The sequence below is a fragment of the Roseateles sp. genome (assembly GCF_019237615.1).
Lineage (GTDB): Bacteria > Pseudomonadota > Gammaproteobacteria > Burkholderiales > Burkholderiaceae_C > Pelomonas.
Genome location: NZ_JAFAGT010000029.1, coordinates 1 through 17,923, shown reverse-complemented (window position 1 = coordinate 17,923; position 17,923 = coordinate 1). Strand labels below are relative to the sequence as shown.

Here is a 17,923-nt window from a genome sequence, read left to right as displayed (position 1 = left end):
CGTCGAAGTATCGCGGCTGCGCCTCAGCGAAGCTCGCCCAGCATGGCCCGCGCCTTGTCGCGCAGCGCACCGCTGGAGCGCTGGACCAGCTCCTGCAGCACCTCGCGGGCGCCTTCGGTGTCGCCGATCTGGCGGAACTCGTCGGCCAGCTCCAGCTGGCGCAGCAGCGGGTCGCCCTCGTCGTCGCCCAGCGCCTTCAGGGCCTGCCCGAGCGGATCCGTGCCGCCCTCGCCGGCGGGGATGAGCTCGCCCAGATCGAAGTCCAGATCGGTCGCCGCGGACATGGGCGCCGGCGCCGCGTTGACCGGCAGGTCGCCCATGCCGCTGAGGTCGAAGTTCAGGTCCGGCGCGGGCGGCGCCGTGCGGGTGCCCCGGCTGGAGATGTCAAAGTCCATCTTCATCGGCGCCTGCTCCACCGAGGCCGGCATGGCCTGCGTGGCGGCCATCGCCGTCGGCGACACCGGCTCCGGCGCGTCCAGGTCCAGGTCCAGGGCAAGGTCGAAGCCGCTCACGGGGCCCGTGTCCGGGCCGCCGCGCATCACGTCGGTCGCCAGATGGGCCCCAGTGGCGGCGGCCACAACGTTCGGCGGCAGCGCCGTTTGCGGCAGCGTGCTGGCGTTCATCGGCTCGGGACGCAGTTCGGGGCCGGTCTCGGCCAGGGCGGGGGCGCCGCCAGGCTGGTAGAGCGGGTTGTCCGGATCGATGCCGCGGCCCAGCTCCTGGGCCTTGGCCCAGTCCTCGCCCGTGCCCTTGGTCTCGGCGAAGAGCTGCACGGCCAGTTGCTCGAAGCCCTTGGCGTCGCGACGCTTGGCATAGACCTCCAGCAGCTTGAGGCGGATGGCCAGCCGCGTCGGGTTGGCGCGCAGTGCTTCCTTGAGGATTTCCTCGGCCTGCAGGTCGCGGCCATAGGCCAGGTAGACATCGGCCTCGGCGACCGGGTCCACGTCGCCGATGGCGTCCAGCTGGCTGAGCGAGTAGCTCATCGACGACTGGCCGCTGTTCTGCGTGTCGCGCGTGTCGACGCGCTGGCCGCCGGTGCCGCCGAAGAAGGAGTCCGGCTGCATCCGGCTTTCGTGGAAGCCGGTTTCCACCGCATGCGCCGGACGACGCGAACGCAGGCGGTACAGGCCCAGGCCGCCCAGCACGGCCACGAGGACGCCGGCCAGCGGCAGCACGATGGGGCTGTCCAGCAGTTGTTCGATGAAGCCCGGCGGCTCCGCGGCCGGCGGCGGGGCCAGCGGCGCGCTGGCGCGGACGGCTGGCCTGGAAGCAGCCGCGCTGGCCGCGGCCGGCATCGTCGCCGATGCGGCCTCGGCGGCGGCCACCAGCGGCGCAGGGGCCGGCAGCGCCGCGCCCGATGCGGAAGCACCGGGCGTCGCGGGCTTGGTGGCGCTGGAGAGCTTCTTCAGTTCCTCGACGTTGCGCGTCAGCTCGGCGACCCGCGCCGCGGCGTCCTTCTTCTCCGCGTCCTTCGACAGCTTGGCCTCGGCGGCGCTGGCGGCGGCGCCACCGGCCTTGCTGAGGGTGAGCTTGTCGGGGGTGGGGGCCGCGGCGGGCCTGCGGTCTTCGATGGCGGCCTGCACCTGCCCCTTGGACTGGCGCTCGCTCTCGGTGTTCTGCAGCGTCGGCGCGGCTGACGCAAGGCGCTGGCGATAGGCGGAGAAATCGGCGCTCTGGGCCTGGATGACCTGGCGCGCCTCGCCGTGGGAGATGGCGGCCAGCGTGTCGCTGCCCGGCACGCGCAGCGTCGAGCCGGCCTTGAGCCGGTTCATGTTGCCGTCGATGAAGGCGTCGGGGTTGTTGCGGAACAGGCCCACCAGCATCTGGTCCAGGGAGATGCCGCTGACCTGGGTCCGGGCCGCGACCTTGGACAGCGAATCGCCCGAGCGCACCGCGTACTCGGAGGCCGCGGTGACGGGTGGGCGCTGGACCTCGGCGGCCGGGGCCGGCGCACGCGTCGCGGCGACCGGCGCCGGTGCGGCCGCGTTGCGCGGCAACGCCACCGTGGCGGCCGGTGCCGGCGCGGGTACGGCCTCGCTGGAGGCGGCCGCGGCGGGTGCAGGCGCGGCGGCGATGGCCGGCGGCGCGGTGATGACGGGGGCCGGCTTGGTCAGGCTGGGCGGGTCGAACAGCAGCGTGTATTCGCGCACCAGGCGGCCGCTGGACCAGCTCAGCTCGAGGATGACATCGACGAAGGGCTCCTGCACCGAGCGGTCGCTGCTGACGCGCAGCACGGTGCGGCCGTTGTTGCGCACGACCTGGACATGGGTCGAGGTCAGCACCGGGTTGTAGTCGATGCCGGTGGCGCGGTAGGCATCGGGCAGCGCGATGCGCGCCTTGAGCGTGGCGGCTTCCTCGGGCGTCAGGCTGGTGACGTCGATCTCGGCGCGCATGGCCTCGCCGAGGGCCGACTGCACGTTGAGCTTGCCCAGGCCCAGGGCCTGCGCACCGCCGCTGACCATGAGCAGTGCGGCAAGCGCGAGGTGATGGCGAGCGAAGCCCATGGGTCGAACTCCCTCGAATGCGTCGCGGATGTGGTCTTTCAAGGCATTCCCCAAAGCAACAAGGCGGGGCTGATGAGGGCCCCGCCTGTCTCGATCTTCAGCACGCGCTGCATGAACCTGGTCTGCACGGTGTGGCATGCATCGAGTTTCGAATCAAAAACACAACGGCATCAAGCATATACGCGGAAATGCTCACGCGATACCTCATGTGTAGTTTGGTTTCAATATCGATGTTCGGGTGAACCCTAGGTCCAAGCGTAAAAGACCGTAAGCAGATTCCCACCCTGCGCCTGTATGGACCAGCCCTGCGTCGGGCGTCAAACAGGCCCCGGCAGGGGCCTGTTCCCGATCCCGGCTCAGCGCTCCAGCAGGATGCGCAGCATGCGGCGCAGCGGCTCGGCGGCGCCCCACAGCAGCTGGTCACCGATGGTGAAGGCACCCAGGTACTCCGGGCCCATGGCCAGCTTGCGCAGGCGACCCACGGGGATGGTCATGGTCCCGGTGACGGCCACGGGCGTCAGGTCACGGAGGGTGGCCTCGCGCGTGTTGGGCACCACCTTCACCCAGGCGTTGTCGGCGGCGATCATGGCCTCGATATCGGCCAGCGGCACGTCCTTCTTCAGCTTGAAGGTCAGCGCCTGGCTGTGGCAGCGCATGGCGCCCACGCGCACGCAAAAACCATCGACAGGAATGGCGCCGGAGCCGAGGATCTTGTTCGTCTCGGCCATGCCCTTCCACTCCTCCTTGGACATGCCGTTGCCCAGGTCCTTGTCGATCCACGGGATCAGCGAGCCGCCCAGCGGCACGCCGAAGTTGGCCGTCTCGTCGGCGGACAGTGCACGCTGCTTGGCGATGACCTGACGGTCGATCTCCAGGATGGCGCTCTTGGGGTCGTCCAGCAGCGGCCTCACGGCGGCGTTCAGCGTGCCGTACTGCGTCAGCAGTTCGCGCATGTGCTGCGCGCCACCGCCGGACGCGGCCTGGTAGGTCTGCGTGGACATCCACTCGACGAGGCCGGCCTTGTACAGCGCGCCCACCCCCATCAGCATGCACGACACCGTGCAGTTGCCGCCGATCCAGTTCTTGCCACCCTGGCTCAGCGCCTGGTCGATGACGGGACGGTTGACGGGGTCGAGGATGATGACGGCGTCATCGGCCATGCGCAGCGTGGAGGCGGCGTCGATCCAGTGGCCGGACCAGCCCGCGGCGCGCAGCTTGGGGTAGACCTCGGTCGTGTAGTCGCCACCCTGGGCGGTGATGATGATGTCGCAGCGCTTGAGCTGCTCCACGTCATAGGCGTTCTGCAGCGACTTCTCGTTCCTGGCCTGGGCCGGGGCGGCGCCGCCGGCGTTGGAGGTGGAGAAGAACAGCGGCTCGATGAGGTCGAAATCGCGCTCGGCGGTCATGCGCTCCATGAGCACCGAACCCACCATGCCGCGCCAGCCTACAAGGCCTACCAAGGTCGTCATCTTCAAATCCTTTGTCGTTCAGTCACCAAACCCCATCCACTTTGGGCCCCGGCTCGTTCGCCGGGTTTGGTCGGGGCGAGACGAGACGGAGCGATCAGCTCTTGATGGTTTTGGTGGTCGTGATGGCTTTGACGACAGCGTCGCCCATCTCGAGGGTCGTGACCTTCGAGGTACCTTCACTCCAGATGTCGGCGGTGCGCAAGCCCTCAGCCAGCACCGACTGCACGGCCGCCTCGATACGAGCGGCAGCGTCGGGCAGGTTGAGCGAGAACTTGAGCATCATGGCAGCGGAGAGGATTGTAGCCAGAGGGTTGGCAATCCCCTTGCCCGCGATGTCCGGCGCGCTGCCATGGCTCGGCTCGTAGAGGCCCTTGTTGTTCGCATCCAACGAGGCGGACGGCAGCATGCCGATGGAACCGGTCAGCATCGCGGCCTCGTCGGAAAGGATGTCGCCGAACATGTTGCCGGTCACGACGACGTCGAACTTCTTGGGCGCCTTGACGAGCTGCATGGCGGCGTTGTCCACATACATGTGGTCCAGCTCGACGTCGGGGTACTGGGCGTGGACCTCGATGACGACGTCTTTCCAGAGCTGCGAGGTCTCCAGCACATTGGCCTTGTCGACGCTGGTCAGACGCCTGGACCGCAGACGCGCGGCCTGGAAGGCGACGTGGGCGATGCGCTCGATCTCGGGACGCGAGTAGCGCATCGTGTCGAACGCCTCGTCGGCGCCGGGGAAGTGGCCGTCCACCGCCGTGCGGCGGCCGCGCGGTTGGCCGAAGTAGATGTCGCCGGTCAGCTCGCGGATGATGAGGATGTCCAGGCCCGCCACCAGTTCGGGCTTGAGCGACGACGCATGCGTCAGCTGCTCGTAGCAGATCGCCGGGCGGAAGTTGGCAAACAGGCCCAGCGCCTTGCGCAGGCCCAGGATGGCCTGCTCGGGCCGCAATGCACGCTCCAGCTTGTCGTACTTCCAGTCGCCCACGGCGCCGAACAGCACCGCGTCGGCCTCCTGGGCCAGCTTGAGCGTGGCGGGCGGCAGCGGGTGGCCGCTGGTCTCGTAGGCCTTGCCGCCGACGTCGGCCCATGCCAGTTGCAGCGGCAGATCCAGCGCATTCAGCACCTTGACCGCCTCGGCCATGATCTCCGGGCCAATGCCATCGCCCGGAAGGACTGCAATCTTCTTCATCAAATCACTCGGTTGTTCAGCCAGGGCTTGGCAGCGATGCGGGCGGCCTCGAAGGCGCGGATCTTGTCGGCGTGCTGCAGCGTGAGGCCGATCTCGTCCAGGCCCCCCAGCAGGCATTCCTTGCGGAAGGGCTCGATGTCGAACGGGATCTCCGCGCCATCGGGCTTCACGACGACCTGGCGCGGCAGGTCGACGACGAGCTGGTAGCCCGGGAAGGCCTTCACCTCGTCGAACAGCTGGTTCATCGCGGACGCCGGCATCACGATGGGCAGCAGGCCGTTCTTGAAGCAGTTGTTGAAGAAGATGTCGGCGAAGCTGGGCGCCAGGATGGCGCGGAAGCCGTACTGCTGCAGCGCCCAGGGCGCGTGCTCGCGGCTGGAGCCGCAGCCGAAGTTCTGGCGCGCGATCAGCACGCTTGCCGCCGCGTAGCGCGGCTGGTTCAACACGAAGTCGGGATTGGGCCGACGGCTGGCCGGGTCCTGCCCGGGCTCGCCATGGTCCAGGTAGCGCCACTCGTCGAACAGGTTGGGGCCGAAGCCGCTGCGCTTGATCGACTTCAGGAACTGCTTGGGGATGATCGCGTCGGTGTCGACGTTCTCGCGGTCCATGGGTGCGACCAGGCCCTTGTGGAGGATGAACTTGTCCATGGCGGTCAGGCGAAGGTTCGGACGTCGACGAAATGGCCGGTCATCGCGGCGGCAGCGGCCATCGCCGGGCTGACGAGATGGGTACGACCACCGGCGCCCTGCCGGCCTTCGAAATTGCGGTTGCTGGTGGATGCGCAGCGCTCGCCCGGCTCCAGCCGGTCGGCGTTCATCGCCAGGCACATGGAGCAGCCCGGCTCCCGCCATTCGAAGCCGGCGGCCTTGAAGACCTGGTCCAGCCCTTCGGCCTCGGCCTGGGCCTTCACGAGGCCGGAGCCCGGCACGACCAGCGCCAGCTTGATGTTGCGGGCCACGCGTCCGCCGACGCGGCGCACGATGGCCGCGGCCTCGCGCATGTCCTCGATGCGGCTGTTGGTGCAGGACCCGATGAAGACCTTGTCGACGTGGATGTCGGCGATGGCCTTGTTGGGCTCAAGCGCCATATAGGTCAGCGCACGCTCGATGGCGCCGCGCCTGACGTCGTCCTTCTCCTTGTCGGGGTCGGGCACGCGATCATCGATGGACAGCACCATCTCGGGCGAGGTACCCCAGGTGACCTGCGGGCGGATCTGGTCGGCGGCTATCTCGACGACCTTGTCGAAATGCGCGCCGGGGTCGGAGTGCAGCGTGCGCCAGTAGGCGACAGCCTGCTCCCACTCCACGCCTTGCGGCGAGAAGGGGCGGCCCTTCACGTAGGCAATGGTCGTGTCGTCCACGCCGATCAGGCCGGCGCGGGCGCCGGCCTCGATGGCCATGTTGCAGACCGTCATACGGCCTTCCATGCTCAGCGCACGGATGGCGGAGCCAGCGAACTCGATGGTGTAGCCCGTGCCGCCAGCGGTGCCGATCCTGCCGATGATGGCAAGCACGATGTCCTTGGCGCCGACGCCCTTGGGCAGCTGGCCTTCCACCCTGACGAGCAGGTTCCTGGCCTTCTTGGCCGACAGCGTCTGCGTGGCCAGCACATGCTCCACCTCGCTGGTGCCTATGCCATGCGCCAGCGCGCCGAACGCACCATGCGTGGACGTGTGGCTGTCGCCGCAGACCACCGTCATGCCGGGCAGCGTCGCGCCCTGCTCCGGGCCGATGACGTGCACGATGCCCTGCCGGCGGTCGCTCATCTTGAACTGCGTGATGCCGAAGCGGTCGCAGTTGGCGTCCAGCGTGTCCACCTGCAGACGCGAGACCGGGTCGGCGATGCCGGCGCTGCGGTCCGTCGTCGGCACGTTGTGGTCGCTGACGGCCAGGTTGGCCGAAAGGCGCCAGACCTTGCGGCCGGCCAGGTCCAGGCCCTCGAAGGCCTGCGGGCTGGTCACCTCGTGGACGAGGTGACGGTCAATGTAGAGCAGCGCCGTGCCGTCAGGCCCGGTGTGCACGACATGCTCATCCCAGAGCTTGTCGTAGAGAGTGCGGGAAGTCATTGCTTGTCTCGTGGAATCAGCGTGTCGACGAAGCGCTGCACGACCGTCGGCAGCCGCTGTTGGCGCAACACGCCCAATACATATTCGCGCTCGGCCCAGGGTTCTTCCAGCCGCAGCGCACGCACGCCGAAAACGCGCGTGAAGCGTTCGGCCGGCTGCTCGGGCAGCACGGCCACGCCCAGGCCCGCCTCGACGAGCTGGGCGATGGCATCGAAGCCGCGCACCTGCCAGCGCGCGTTCAGCGTCTTGCCGCGCGCAGCCGCCTGCTCGCGCATCAGCTCCTGCGCGCTGGCGCCGGCATGCAGCCCGATGAGGTCGTAGGACAGCAGGTCGTCGAACCTCACCTCCTCGCGCTGCGCCAGCGGATGCTTCAGCGGCACCAGCGCGGCCAGCCGGCCATGGGCGAAGACCCAGGTCTGCAGCCGGTTGTCCAGCAGCGGCGGCGTGAAGACGCCCACGTCGGCGCGCCCCTCCGCCACCGCGGCCTGCACCTCGGCGCTGGTCAGGTCTTCCAGGCTGATGCGGATCTGCGCATGGGCCTGCGAAAAGCCCACCAGATGGGGCGGCAGCGCCTCGGTGATGGCGCTGCTGTTGGCGGCTATGCGCAGATGCCCCTTGATGCCGCGCGAGAACTCCATGACCTCGGTCTCGAGGGCATAGAGCGACGCATGCAGCGAACGTATGTGACGCACCAGCGCCCGCCCCGCCTCGGTCGGCTCGACGCCGCGCGCGCGCCGCTCGAAGAGTTGCACGCCCAGGCGGCTTTCCAGGTCCGAGAGACGCTTGCTGGCGGCAGCCAGCGCCAGGTGCTCCTGGGCGGCGCCGCGCGTGATCGAGCGGGTCTGCTCGATGGCCAGCACGAGGTTGAGGGTGGTGAGGTCGTGTCGCATGATGAGTCGGACTCCAGCATAGCCTTCGCGAATCGCGCGATTCTGCGCCAGAAAGCGACTTTTGTTTCGCCGCTCACGAAATCACTGCAGGATCTGGCCAGCCTGCTTCAACAGCCCGCGCAAGGCGTTGCGGCTGTGGGCACCGAAATGCCCCAGGAGTTCGGCGACGGCAGCATGCAGGCCGTCGCGCTGGCCCTGCAGGTCACGCACCAGTTCGGGGCCGAAGCGATCCTCGTTGGCGGCGAAGTCGAAATTGGGGTCGGTGACGAATTTCGCCGGCGCGCCGACAACGATGGCCGCATCCGTCGCCAGGCCGGCCTGGAAGGCCTCGGCGGCCACGGTGTCACGCACATAGCCGGCGCTCCAGGCCGGGTAGCGCGCGTCGCGGGCCGCGTCCCGCAGGGCCAGCTCCAGCGGCCCGTCACGGCGCTGGCGGGCGCCGTCCATGATCCAGCGCGTCTGGAACTCCTCCAGCACGAAGTGGCGGTTGCCCTGCAGCACCACCAGCCCCTGGCGGTCCGCCGGCGCGCCGAGCTGTGCCTTGAGGTTGACCCACATCATGCGGCCCAACGTGGCGCCCGGCGCGGCGCTGGCATGGTAGGGCTGGGTCATGTCCTCGACATGGTGCAGCGCCATGCCGGCAAAGCGCCAGCCCCAGTAGGCATGGCCGGTCTGCCAGGCCAGCACGGCCAGGCCACCGTACTGCTGCACGCGCAGCTCGGTGAAGGTGCGCGCAAAACTGGGCGCCAGCGTGTTGAAGATGCCGCCCTGGTGGAAGAAGCCCATGTGGAAGGGCGCCTGCGAGCCGATGGCAACGGCCGGGTTGCCGAAGGGCTGCCTGCCGAAGCCATAGGGCGGGTTGTCGGGGTGGCCCGGGTTGTCGTCGAAGAGGTTGAGGTCGTGGCCGTAGTCGGGCTCGTCGCAGGCCGACGCCAGCACGGCCAGGGCCGGGACCGCCTCGCCCGGCCGCAGCGCGACAAAACGCTGCGTGGCGCCAGCCCCCGGCTTGGCGGCGGTGACGAGGGGCGCATCGATGGGCGGCCGCATCGACGCAGCCTCGCGCGGGTCCGGCTGCAGATACAGGGCCAGCCGGGACTGCGGCGACAGGCGCAGTGCGCGCAGGAAGGCGGCACGGCGGTCGGCGTCGCTGCGCCCGGCATCGGGCATGAAGCGCAAGGACGCGGGGCGTGGCGCATGGCCTTTCAGGTACTCGCGCGCCCAGTCCTCCTGCGCATCCAGCGCACGGGCGATGGCCGGCTCCTGGTCGCGCAGGAAATCCGCCAGGGACTCGGCCTTCACCGGCGCTGCGTTCGCGACCTCGGGCATGCGCTCGAAGGCGCGATAGCACATGGGTGTGTGGTTACCCCAGGCCTGCGCTAGGGCGGGCAGCAGCAGGGTCAACGTGACAAGGGCAAGGCGCATGGGGCGGCTCGGAATTCGGAGGCGCCGATTCTGGCCCGCGCAAAGCCTTGCGACCGAATCCACGAAGCAGCTTGTGGCCGCCCCGCCTCCCGGTGTGCCACGGGCCGGTCAGCCCAGCGAGGCACGCGCAAGTCTTGCTGTTCCGCAGATTAGGCGCCGGCAGGCGCGCGCAGAAGCCGCGATTGCGCAACCCGCACTTCGCCAAAGCTACATCTGCTTGAAGCGCGCCTGAAAACTCTGACTGATGCCCAGCCTCTCGGGATGGTTCTTGAGGTGGACGGTCATGTGGCCCAGCGCGTTGCGCTCCACCCAGTCGACATGCGCGAGGTTGACGATGGCGTTGCGATGAACCTGCCAGAACTGCTGGCCATCCAGCCGCTCGACCAGTTCCTTCAACGACAGTCGCACCCACCAGCTGCCGCCGCCGGTGACCACCTGCGTGTACTTGGTCTCGGCACGAAAGAACAGCACGTCGCCGACGGTGATCAGCCGCAGCTGATCACCCTGCCCCACCTGCAGCCAGCGCAGCGGCCCGGTCGTGCCCGTGTCGGTGCCGGCGGCGCCCGCCTGCAGTGCGCGCAACAGGCCGCCGAGATCGGGTGGCGCCTGCTGCAGCCGTTGCCTGAGCCGCTGCACCGTCTGCGCCAGGCGGGCCGGCTGCAGGGGCTTGAGCAGGTAGTCGACCGCGCCCTGCTCGAAGGCGGCCAGCGCATGCTGGTCCAGCGCGGTGACGAATACCAGATGCACGTGGCGGCTGATGCCCTGGGCCAGCTCGATGCCACTCATGCCTGGCAGGCGAATGTCCACGAACGCGATGTCGGGCCGCCGCGCGCTCACCAACGCCAACCCCTGCAGCCCGTCCTCGGCTTCACCGACGATTTCCAGTTCGGGCCAGAGCCGTTCCAGTTGCTCGCGCAGGTCGGCGCGGGGCAGCGCTTCGTCTTCGATCAGTACGGCCGTCGGCATGGATTCAAGAGTCCTGATGGGGCACCCAGATGACTGCGCTGACGCCCCCCTGCGCATTGGCCCCGACGTCGAGGCGGGCCGCCTGGCCGTAAAGCAGCAGCAGGCGTTCACGCAGGCTGCTGAGGCCCAGGCCGCTACCGGCCGACTGGCCGAGCGCCGCGGCCTGCAAGCCGACGCCGCTGTCGCTGACCTCCAGCTCAAGCCCACCCTCCCGCGCCCGCGCCTGGACGTGCAGCGCGCCGCCGCCGGGCTTGGGCTCGATGCCATGCTGGACGGCGTTCTCGATCAGGTTGCCCAGCATCAGTGGCGGAAACGGGCGGCCGGCCAGCGCCTGGGGCAGGTCGATCGTGACCCGCAGGCGCTCACCCAGCCGCATCTGCATCAGCGCAAGATAGGCGTCCGCCAGCGCGAACTCGCTGCCCAGCGTGGACATGGGCTGACGCATCGCAGGCAGGGCCAGGCGCAGATAGTCGTGCAGGCGGCCCAGCATGCGGTCGGCCAGCACGGCGTTGTGCCGCACCAAGTACTGGATGCCGGCCAGCGTGTTGTAGAGGAAGTGCGGCTCGACCTGGGCCTGCAGAGTCTTCAGCTCCGCCAGCGTGACCTGCCTTGACAGGTCGGCCACCGCCGCGGCCTGCCGCAGTCGCGAGGCCTCGGCGGCGTGTTTGCGCCGCTCTCTCCAGCGAGCCGCAAGCGGCAGCAGATGCAGGGCCAGCGCGAGGCTGATGGCCGGCAGCAATTGCATGGCGAGCGCAGGCCCCGCGACGAGCCGGTGCCAGGAAAAGTCAGCCGTCAACGGAAGCCCCAGCAGCGCGCCAAGCGTGGCCGCCAGCAACAGGCCCGCCGGCACCCATCCGCCCGGCCAGACGCGGCGACTCACCGCCAGCCCGGACAAGGCCCACCACACCAGGGCGTAGGCGATCCAAAACTGCGCCGCGAGGCCCATGGCGCGCTGCGGCGGGCCTGCGGGGAGTTGCCATCGCAGCAGCGCCCACGCCAGCCAGAACAGCGCAGCCGGCAGCAGGTGCGCACGGCGCGGCCGATAGTCGTGCAACAGCTCGACAGCCGGCCGGCTCATTCAAGGCTCAGGTTGGGCGGGATGCGACGTGATGCCTTCTCTACCAGCCGGCGGGCTTCGGCCTCACGCTGCGCCGAGGTCGGCAACGGCATGCCGATGCGCGCCGACGTCACGGGCACCTCTGGGCCGACCTCCTCGAACCGCATTGCACTCAACCACACCTTGCCCTCGCCAACCACCATGGCGCCCATCGACACCATGGCTGCCGGCGTGTTGGGTACGTCGGCCACGATACTCACCTCGACCCAGCGATCCTGGGCCGCGGCACTGCCGGCGCCAAACGGCAGGTCCTCAGTCTTCAGGTCCGACCGACCTGAGCCGAAGAAACGCTCCGTCCCTTCCGCATCCACGCGCAGGAATGCGCCCGCCCACTGCTTGACGTCAGCACTGCGCATCCAGCCACTGAAGCGCACGCGTCGCCCCTGGTAGCCGAAGGCGTTCTGGATGACCGCGCCATGCGAGTCCGCCTTGGTCAGCCCCTCCTGGGACTGCACCGACACGCTGCGCTGCCCCTGGAACTGCACGCCGTTGTCTATGCCCATCTGGTAGGCCTTGGACGAGATGCCCATCGACCCGGACGACCAGCCATTGAGCGGCGACAGCGGTGCAGCGCTGGCCACCAGCAGCGCCGCCGCGAGCGGGGCGGCGGCGAATATTTTCCAGTCCATGGAAGCTTTCGAAGTAGTGGATGACGTCGCCACTGTGCGGCGGCCCCGTTCAGCCCGGGGCGCTGTGCGACGAGCCAACTCCCCGGGCGATGAGCCAGCCCGGTGACCGACGATCGCCCGGCTCAGCCCAGGGCCTTCACCACCTCCGGCGGCGCCTGCACCAGCTCGATCAGCACACCCTCGCCGCCGAACGGGAACTGCTCGTTGCCCTTGGGGTGGACGAAGCAGATGTCGTGGCCGGCCGCACCGCGGCGGATGCCGCCCGGTGCGAAGCGCAGGCCCTGCGACTCCAGCCACTGCACGGCCGTGGGCAGATCGTCCACCCACAGGCCGATGTGGTTCAGCGGCGTCGCGTGGACGGCCGGCTTCTTCTCGGGGTCCAGCGGCTGCATCAGGTCCACCTCCACGGCGTGGGCGCCCTGCCCCAGCGTGCAGATGTCCTCGTCGACGTTCTCGCGCTCGCTCTTGAAGTTGCCGGTCACAGGCACGCCCAGCAGGTCCACCCAAAGGTGGCGCAGCTTGGCCTTGTCGAGGCCGCCGATGGCGATCTGCTGCAGGCCGAGGACTTGGAAAGGTCGGGTGTTGCTCATGGTCGTCGTCACAGTTTGAGCCGTCCCCACAGCCAGCCGGTCTTGACGCCGGCCAGGGTGGCGATGGATTGTTGATGGATGTAGGGCAGCCGGCCACCCCAGCCGAAGAAACGGTCGCGCAGCCAGGGGGCCACCACGGCGTGAGACTGGAACATCGGCGTCAGGCCCTTGCTGGCCTGGCCGTAGAAGCGCAGGTGGGCGCGGCGGCGGCGTGTGTAGCGCTCGAAGACCTGCGGCCAGTCGCCTCCGACTTCGGCGGCGAGTTCATGCGCATCGATGAGGGCCATGTTGGCGCCCTGCCCCAGTTGCGGGCTCATGCCATGGGCGCAGTCGCCGATGGCCAGCACGCGGCCATCGTGCCAGCGCCGCATCCAGACATCGGCATAGCGCGCCTCGCGCAGCTGGGCCGCGTCGGTCAGGCCCGCGATCAGCGGCGCCACGTCGGGGAAGAGTTCGGCCATCTGCTGCTTGAGCCGGTCCAGGCCCATGCGCGTGGACCAGCCGTCCAGCTCGGCCACAGGCAGGCTCCAGAACAGGTTGACGCCGCTCTGCGCGTCGGCATGGGTCGCCCGGCCGACGGGCATCAGGCCCAGCATCTGCGAGGCCGAGCGAAAGCGCTGGCGCAGCTCGATCTGCGCAAAGCCCGCGGGCGCGGGCAGCACGGTCCAGACGGCGCCCCAGGGAAACGGCCGGGCGCTCTGCCCGACGTTCATGCCTTCGCGCAGCCTGGAAAAGCTGCCATTGGCAAGGACCAGGGCGGAATGGCGCTCGGTTTCCCGCCCAGCCAGGCGCAGCGTCACGCCCCGGACGTCCTGATCGAAGCCATCGACCGCCACGCCGCAATGCCAGCGCACGCCCAGTTCGCGCAGGCGCCCCCACAGCAGGCCCATCAGCGCACCGCGCTGTATGCCCAGGCCATAAGCCTCGGGGTGGAAGCGGCGATAGCTCATGTCCAGCACCGTGCGGCCCGCGGGCGTGTCGCCGAACAGCCGGTCCACGCGCGTGCCCAGCGCCAGCGCCTCGTCCAGCAGGCCCATCGCGGCCAGCACGCGCTGGCCGGTGGGCTGCAGCAGCAGGCCGGCACCTATGGGGCGCGGCTCGGGCACGGCCTCGTAGACGTCGACCTCGATACCGCGCTCGGCCAGCCGGGCGGCCGCCGCCGCGCCGGCGACGCCCGCGCCGACGATGGCGACCGACCCGTCAGGCAAAGCGCAGGATGGGCTGGTCCACCGACAGGCTCTCACCCGGCTTGGCCAGGATCTCGGCGATCGTCACGTCCTGCTGGGCCGCCAGGATGTTCTCCATCTTCATCGCCTCGATGACGGCCAGCCGCTCGCCGGCCTGCACGGTCTGGCCCACCTGGGCGGCCAGGTGCACGAGCAGGCCCGGCATGGGCGACAGCAGCAGCTTGGAGGTGTCGGGCGGTGCCTTGTAGGGCATCAGCGCCTGCAGCTCGGCCGCACGCGGGCTCAGCACGGTCAGCTCGACGGAGCGGCCGCCATGCTGGATGCGATATGCCAGCGGGTTCCTGGCCGTGCCGCGCTCGGCCTGGGCCGTGAAGGCCAGGCCGTTGACGGTACCCGTGATGCGCACATCGTTGAGCCGCGAGCCGGAGACGATGCGGTAGTCCTTGCCGCCCACCTGCACCCGCGCTTCGCCCAGGGCACCGGCGAATTCGGTGATGCGCAGCGCATGCTGCTCGCTGCGCCCCCCGCCCAGGTTCACGACGGCGACATAGTCATGCTCGATCTTCACCTCGTGGCCCGGCATCTGGCCGCTGATGCCGGCCTCACGCTCGCGTGCCTTGCGGCGGATGAAGCCGGCCAGTGCGACGAGGAACAGCGGGTCGGCATGCGGCACGTCCTCGGCCTTGAAGCCGCCGGCATAGTGCTGGGCGATGAAGCCGGTGTTGAAGTTGCCGGTCGCGAAGTCCGGATGGGACAGCAGCGCCGCCTGGAAGGGAATGTTGCTGGACACGCCGCGGATGACGAAGCCGTTCAGCGCCTCGCACATCTTGGCGATGGCCTCGGTGCGATCCTGCCCGTGCACGATGAGCTTGGCGATCATCGAGTCGTAGAACATCGGGATCTCGCCGCCCTCGTAGACGCCGGTGTCCACGCGCACGCCAAAGCGCTGCGGCTCGGCCTGCTGCATGGTGGTTTCCGGCGGCTGGTAGCGCACCAGGCGACCGGTTGACGGCAGGAAGTTGCGGAAGGGGTCTTCCGCGTTGATGCGGCACTCGATGGCCCAGCCGTCACGCTTGATGTCGGCCTGCGTGAAGGCGAGCGCCTCGCCGGCCGCGACGCGGATCATCTGCTCGACGAGGTCCAGCCCCGTGATGCATTCGGTGACCGGATGCTCCACCTGCAGCCGCGTGTTCATCTCCAGGAAGTAGAAGTCCTGGTCCTTGCCGACGACGAACTCCACCGTTCCGGCGCTCTGGTAGTTGACGGCCTTGGCCAGGGCCACGGCCTGCTCGCCCATGGCGCGACGGGTGGCCTCGCTGATGAAGGGCGACGGCGCCTCCTCGATGACCTTCTGGTGGCGGCGCTGTATGGAGCACTCGCGCTCGTGCAGGTAGACGACGTTGCCCTGCGAGTCTCCCAGCACCTGGATCTCGATGTGGCGCGGCTGCTCGACGAACTTCTCCATGAAGACGCGGTCGTCGCCGAAGCTGTTGCGCGCCTCATTGCGGCAGGACGTGAATCCGTCGAAGGCGTCCTTGTCATTGAAGGCCACGCGCAGGCCCTTGCCGCCGCCGCCCGCGCTGGCCTTGATCATCACCGGGTAGCCGATGCGCTTGGCGATCTGCACCGCCTCCTCGGGCGACAGGATGGGCTCGTTGTGCCCTGGGATGGTGGAGACCTTGGCCTCGTTGGCCAGCTTCTTGGACGCGATCTTGTCGCCCATGGCAGCGATGCTGTGGTGCTTGGGGCCGATGAAGACAATGCCCTCGGCCTCGCAGCGGCGCGCGAAGTCCTCGTTCTCGGACAGGAAGCCATAGCCCGGATGCAGGGCCTGGGCGCCGGTGGCCTTGCAGGCGGCAATGATCTTGTCAGCCACGAGATAGCTCTCCCGCGATGGCGCCGGCCCCAGAAGCACGGCCTCGTCGGCCAGCTCCACGTGACGGGCGTCCTTGTCGGCCTCGGAGTAGACGGCGACGGTCTGGATGCCCATCTTGCGGGCCGTGGCGATCACGCGGCAGGCGATCTCGCCACGGTTGGCAATGAGGATCTTGGTGAACATGTTGAGCCTCGTTATTTCTTTGTGCCGAGCAGCTTCTTGCGCCGCTCGGTGAAGTTCCACCACGGCTGGGCAGGCCCGCCGTTCATGAAGTCGTGCGCGGCCAGGAAGGTGTCCAGCACGCAGGGGTCATGCCGCCGGCCCATGGGGTCGCGCAGGCGGTCATACGTCTCAAAAGGATCCATGCGCTTCACGTCGGCGGGCGTCGCGATGCCCAGCCCCACCAGGTCGGCGGCCATGGCCTTGCCGATGTTGGGGATGTCGGTCAGCTGGCGCGCCTGGTCGGCCAAGGTCGCCTTGGGCATGCTCACTGCAGCCCCAGCTGCTTGCGCATGGCCTGATTGCGCTCATGGGCGCGCTGGTAGGCAGGGCGCGCGTTCAGGCGATCGACATAGGCCTGGAACAGCGGCGTCGGCTCGATCTGCTTGAACTCCAGCATGAAGCGCAGCGTGCCGCCGAACACCACATCTGCCATGGAGAACTCGTCGCCCAGCACATAGGGTCGGTCAGCAATGGCGCTATGCGCGGCGGCGAGCATGGCCGCGTAATTGCCCCAGCCCGCCGCGACCTCGCGCACTTCCCATTTGCCGCTGTGGGCCATGACGGCGGGCTCGATGACACCGGGCGCGAAAAACGACCAGCGCAGATAGGTGCCGCGCCGCGGATCGTCGAGCGCCGGGGCCAGGCGGCCGGCGGCATAGCGGTCGGCCAGGTACAGGCAGATGGCGGCGGCCTCGGTCACCACCACGTCGCCGTCGACCAGCGTCGGCAGCTTGCCCATCGCGTTCTTCGCCAGCAGCTCGGGAGCCTTCTGCTCGCCCCTCATGATGTCGGTGACTTGCAGCTCGTAGGGCACGCCCGCTTCCTCGAGCGCCCAGAGCGTGCCCGCGGCGCGGGAGTACGGGTGGTAGTACAGGCGGATGGTCATGGTCGCTCCTGGTTACAACGGGATGTTTCCGTGCTTGCGCCACGGGTTCTCGAGCTTCTTGTCCTTCAGCATCGCCAGCGAGCGGCAGACGCGCTTGCGCGTCTCGTGCGGCTGGATCACGTCGTCGATGAAGCCGCGGCTGCCGGCAACGAAGGGGTTGGCGAAGCGGGCCTTGTACTCGGCCTCGCGGGCCGCAAGCTTCTCCGGGTCGCCCTTGTCCTCGCGGAAGATGATCTCCACCGCCCCCTTGGCGCCCATCACGGCGATCTCGGCATTGGGCCAGGCGAAGTTGACGTCGCCGCGCAGGTGCTTGGAAGCCATCACGTCGTAGGCGCCGCCGTAGGCCTTGCGCGTGATGACGGTGATCTTGGGAACCGTCGCCTCGGCGTAGGCGTACAGCAGCTTCGCACCATGCTTGATGATGCCGCCGTACTCCTGCGAGGTGCCGGGCATGAAGCCGGGCACGTCGACGAAGGTGATGACGGGAATGTGGAAGGCGTCGCAGAAGCGCACGAAGCGCGCGGCCTTGATGCTGCTCTTGATGTCCAGGCAGCCCGCCAGCACCAGCGGCTGGTTGGCCACGATGCCCACAGTCTGGCCCTCCATGCGGCCGAAGCCGATGATGATGTTCTTGGCGTAGTCGGGCTGGAGCTCGAAGAAGTCGCCGTCGTCGACCGTCTTGACGATCAGCTCCTTCATGTCGTAGGGCTTGTTGGGGTTGTCGGGCACCAGGGTGTCCAGGCTCAGGTCCATGCGGTCGGCCGGGTCGTTGCTCGGGCGCACGGGCGCCTTTTCCTTGTTGTTGAGCGGCAGGTAGTTGTACAGGCGCCGCAGCATCATGAGCGCCTCCACGTCGTTCTCGAACGCCATGTCGGCCACGCCGCTCTTGGTGGTGTGCGTCATGGCGCCGC

At 68.8% G+C, this 17,923-nt stretch carries 16 protein-coding genes; all 16 read right to left on the bottom strand.

The window, feature by feature from the left end:
• Positions 1-23: 23 nt before the first annotated feature.
• On the bottom strand, positions 24-2,504 hold the full coding sequence (locus tag JOY88_RS05155) for a motility hub landmark protein FimV (RefSeq protein WP_293500936.1): 2,481 nt from the start codon (positions 2,502-2,504) through the stop codon (positions 24-26).
• A gap of 356 nt (positions 2,505-2,860) precedes the next feature.
• Positions 2,861-3,973, bottom strand: coding sequence for an aspartate-semialdehyde dehydrogenase (asd, locus tag JOY88_RS05150; RefSeq protein ID WP_293500934.1), 1,113 nt, complete (start codon positions 3,971-3,973; stop codon positions 2,861-2,863).
• 94 nt (positions 3,974-4,067) lie between these two features.
• Complete coding sequence (leuB, locus tag JOY88_RS05145; RefSeq protein WP_293500932.1) at positions 4,068-5,162, bottom strand: 3-isopropylmalate dehydrogenase; 1,095 nt, start codon at positions 5,160-5,162, stop codon at positions 4,068-4,070.
• Positions 5,162-5,809: a 3-isopropylmalate dehydratase small subunit gene (gene leuD / locus JOY88_RS05140; RefSeq protein ID WP_293500930.1), complete on the bottom strand. Its 648-nt coding sequence runs from the start codon at positions 5,807-5,809 to the stop codon at positions 5,162-5,164. Before leuD ends, leuB begins: the two co-directional genes overlap by 1 nt.
• Before the next feature lie 5 nt (positions 5,810-5,814).
• On the bottom strand, positions 5,815-7,227 hold the full coding sequence (gene leuC / locus JOY88_RS05135) for a 3-isopropylmalate dehydratase large subunit (protein ID WP_293500928.1): 1,413 nt from the start codon (positions 7,225-7,227) through the stop codon (positions 5,815-5,817).
• Positions 7,224-8,117, bottom strand: coding sequence for a LysR substrate-binding domain-containing protein (locus tag JOY88_RS05130; RefSeq protein ID WP_293500926.1), 894 nt, complete (start codon positions 8,115-8,117; stop codon positions 7,224-7,226). The genes leuC and JOY88_RS05130 overlap by 4 nt, the downstream gene beginning before the upstream one ends.
• Positions 8,118-8,198: 81 nt before the next feature.
• Entirely contained in the window at positions 8,199-9,539 is a 1,341-nt protein-coding gene (locus JOY88_RS05125; RefSeq protein ID WP_293500924.1) for a phospholipase C/P1 nuclease family protein, read from the bottom strand.
• A gap of 207 nt (positions 9,540-9,746) precedes the next feature.
• Complete coding sequence (locus JOY88_RS05120; RefSeq protein WP_293500922.1) at positions 9,747-10,505, bottom strand: LytR/AlgR family response regulator transcription factor; 759 nt, start codon at positions 10,503-10,505, stop codon at positions 9,747-9,749.
• Between the two features lie 4 nt (positions 10,506-10,509).
• Positions 10,510-11,583, bottom strand: a complete 1,074-nt coding sequence (locus JOY88_RS05115) for a sensor histidine kinase (protein ID WP_293500920.1) — start codon at positions 11,581-11,583, stop codon at positions 10,510-10,512.
• Positions 11,580-12,251, bottom strand: a complete 672-nt coding sequence (locus JOY88_RS05110; RefSeq protein ID WP_293500918.1) for a hypothetical protein — start codon at positions 12,249-12,251, stop codon at positions 11,580-11,582. Before JOY88_RS05110 ends, JOY88_RS05115 begins: the two co-directional genes overlap by 4 nt.
• Before the next feature lie 122 nt (positions 12,252-12,373).
• Positions 12,374-12,841: a VOC family protein gene (locus JOY88_RS05105; RefSeq protein ID WP_293500916.1), complete on the bottom strand. Its 468-nt coding sequence runs from the start codon at positions 12,839-12,841 to the stop codon at positions 12,374-12,376.
• An 8-nt stretch (positions 12,842-12,849) separates the two neighbouring features.
• A complete protein-coding gene (locus JOY88_RS05100; protein ID WP_293500914.1) occupies positions 12,850-14,049 on the bottom strand; it encodes an FAD-dependent oxidoreductase in 1,200 nt (399 codons plus the stop codon).
• On the bottom strand, positions 14,042-16,087 hold the full coding sequence (locus JOY88_RS05095; protein ID WP_293500912.1) for an acetyl-CoA carboxylase biotin carboxylase subunit: 2,046 nt from the start codon (positions 16,085-16,087) through the stop codon (positions 14,042-14,044). The genes JOY88_RS05100 and JOY88_RS05095 overlap by 8 nt, the downstream gene beginning before the upstream one ends.
• 11 nt (positions 16,088-16,098) lie before the next feature.
• Positions 16,099-16,389, bottom strand: coding sequence for a helix-hairpin-helix domain-containing protein (locus tag JOY88_RS05090; protein WP_293500910.1), 291 nt, complete (start codon positions 16,387-16,389; stop codon positions 16,099-16,101).
• Positions 16,390-16,391: 2 nt separating this feature from the next.
• A complete protein-coding gene (locus tag JOY88_RS05085) occupies positions 16,392-17,012 on the bottom strand; it encodes a glutathione S-transferase family protein (protein ID WP_293500908.1) in 621 nt (206 codons plus the stop codon).
• Between the two features lie 12 nt (positions 17,013-17,024).
• On the bottom strand, positions 17,025-17,923 hold an 899-nt coding region (locus tag JOY88_RS05080; RefSeq protein ID WP_293500906.1), incomplete at its 5' end, for an acyl-CoA carboxylase subunit beta.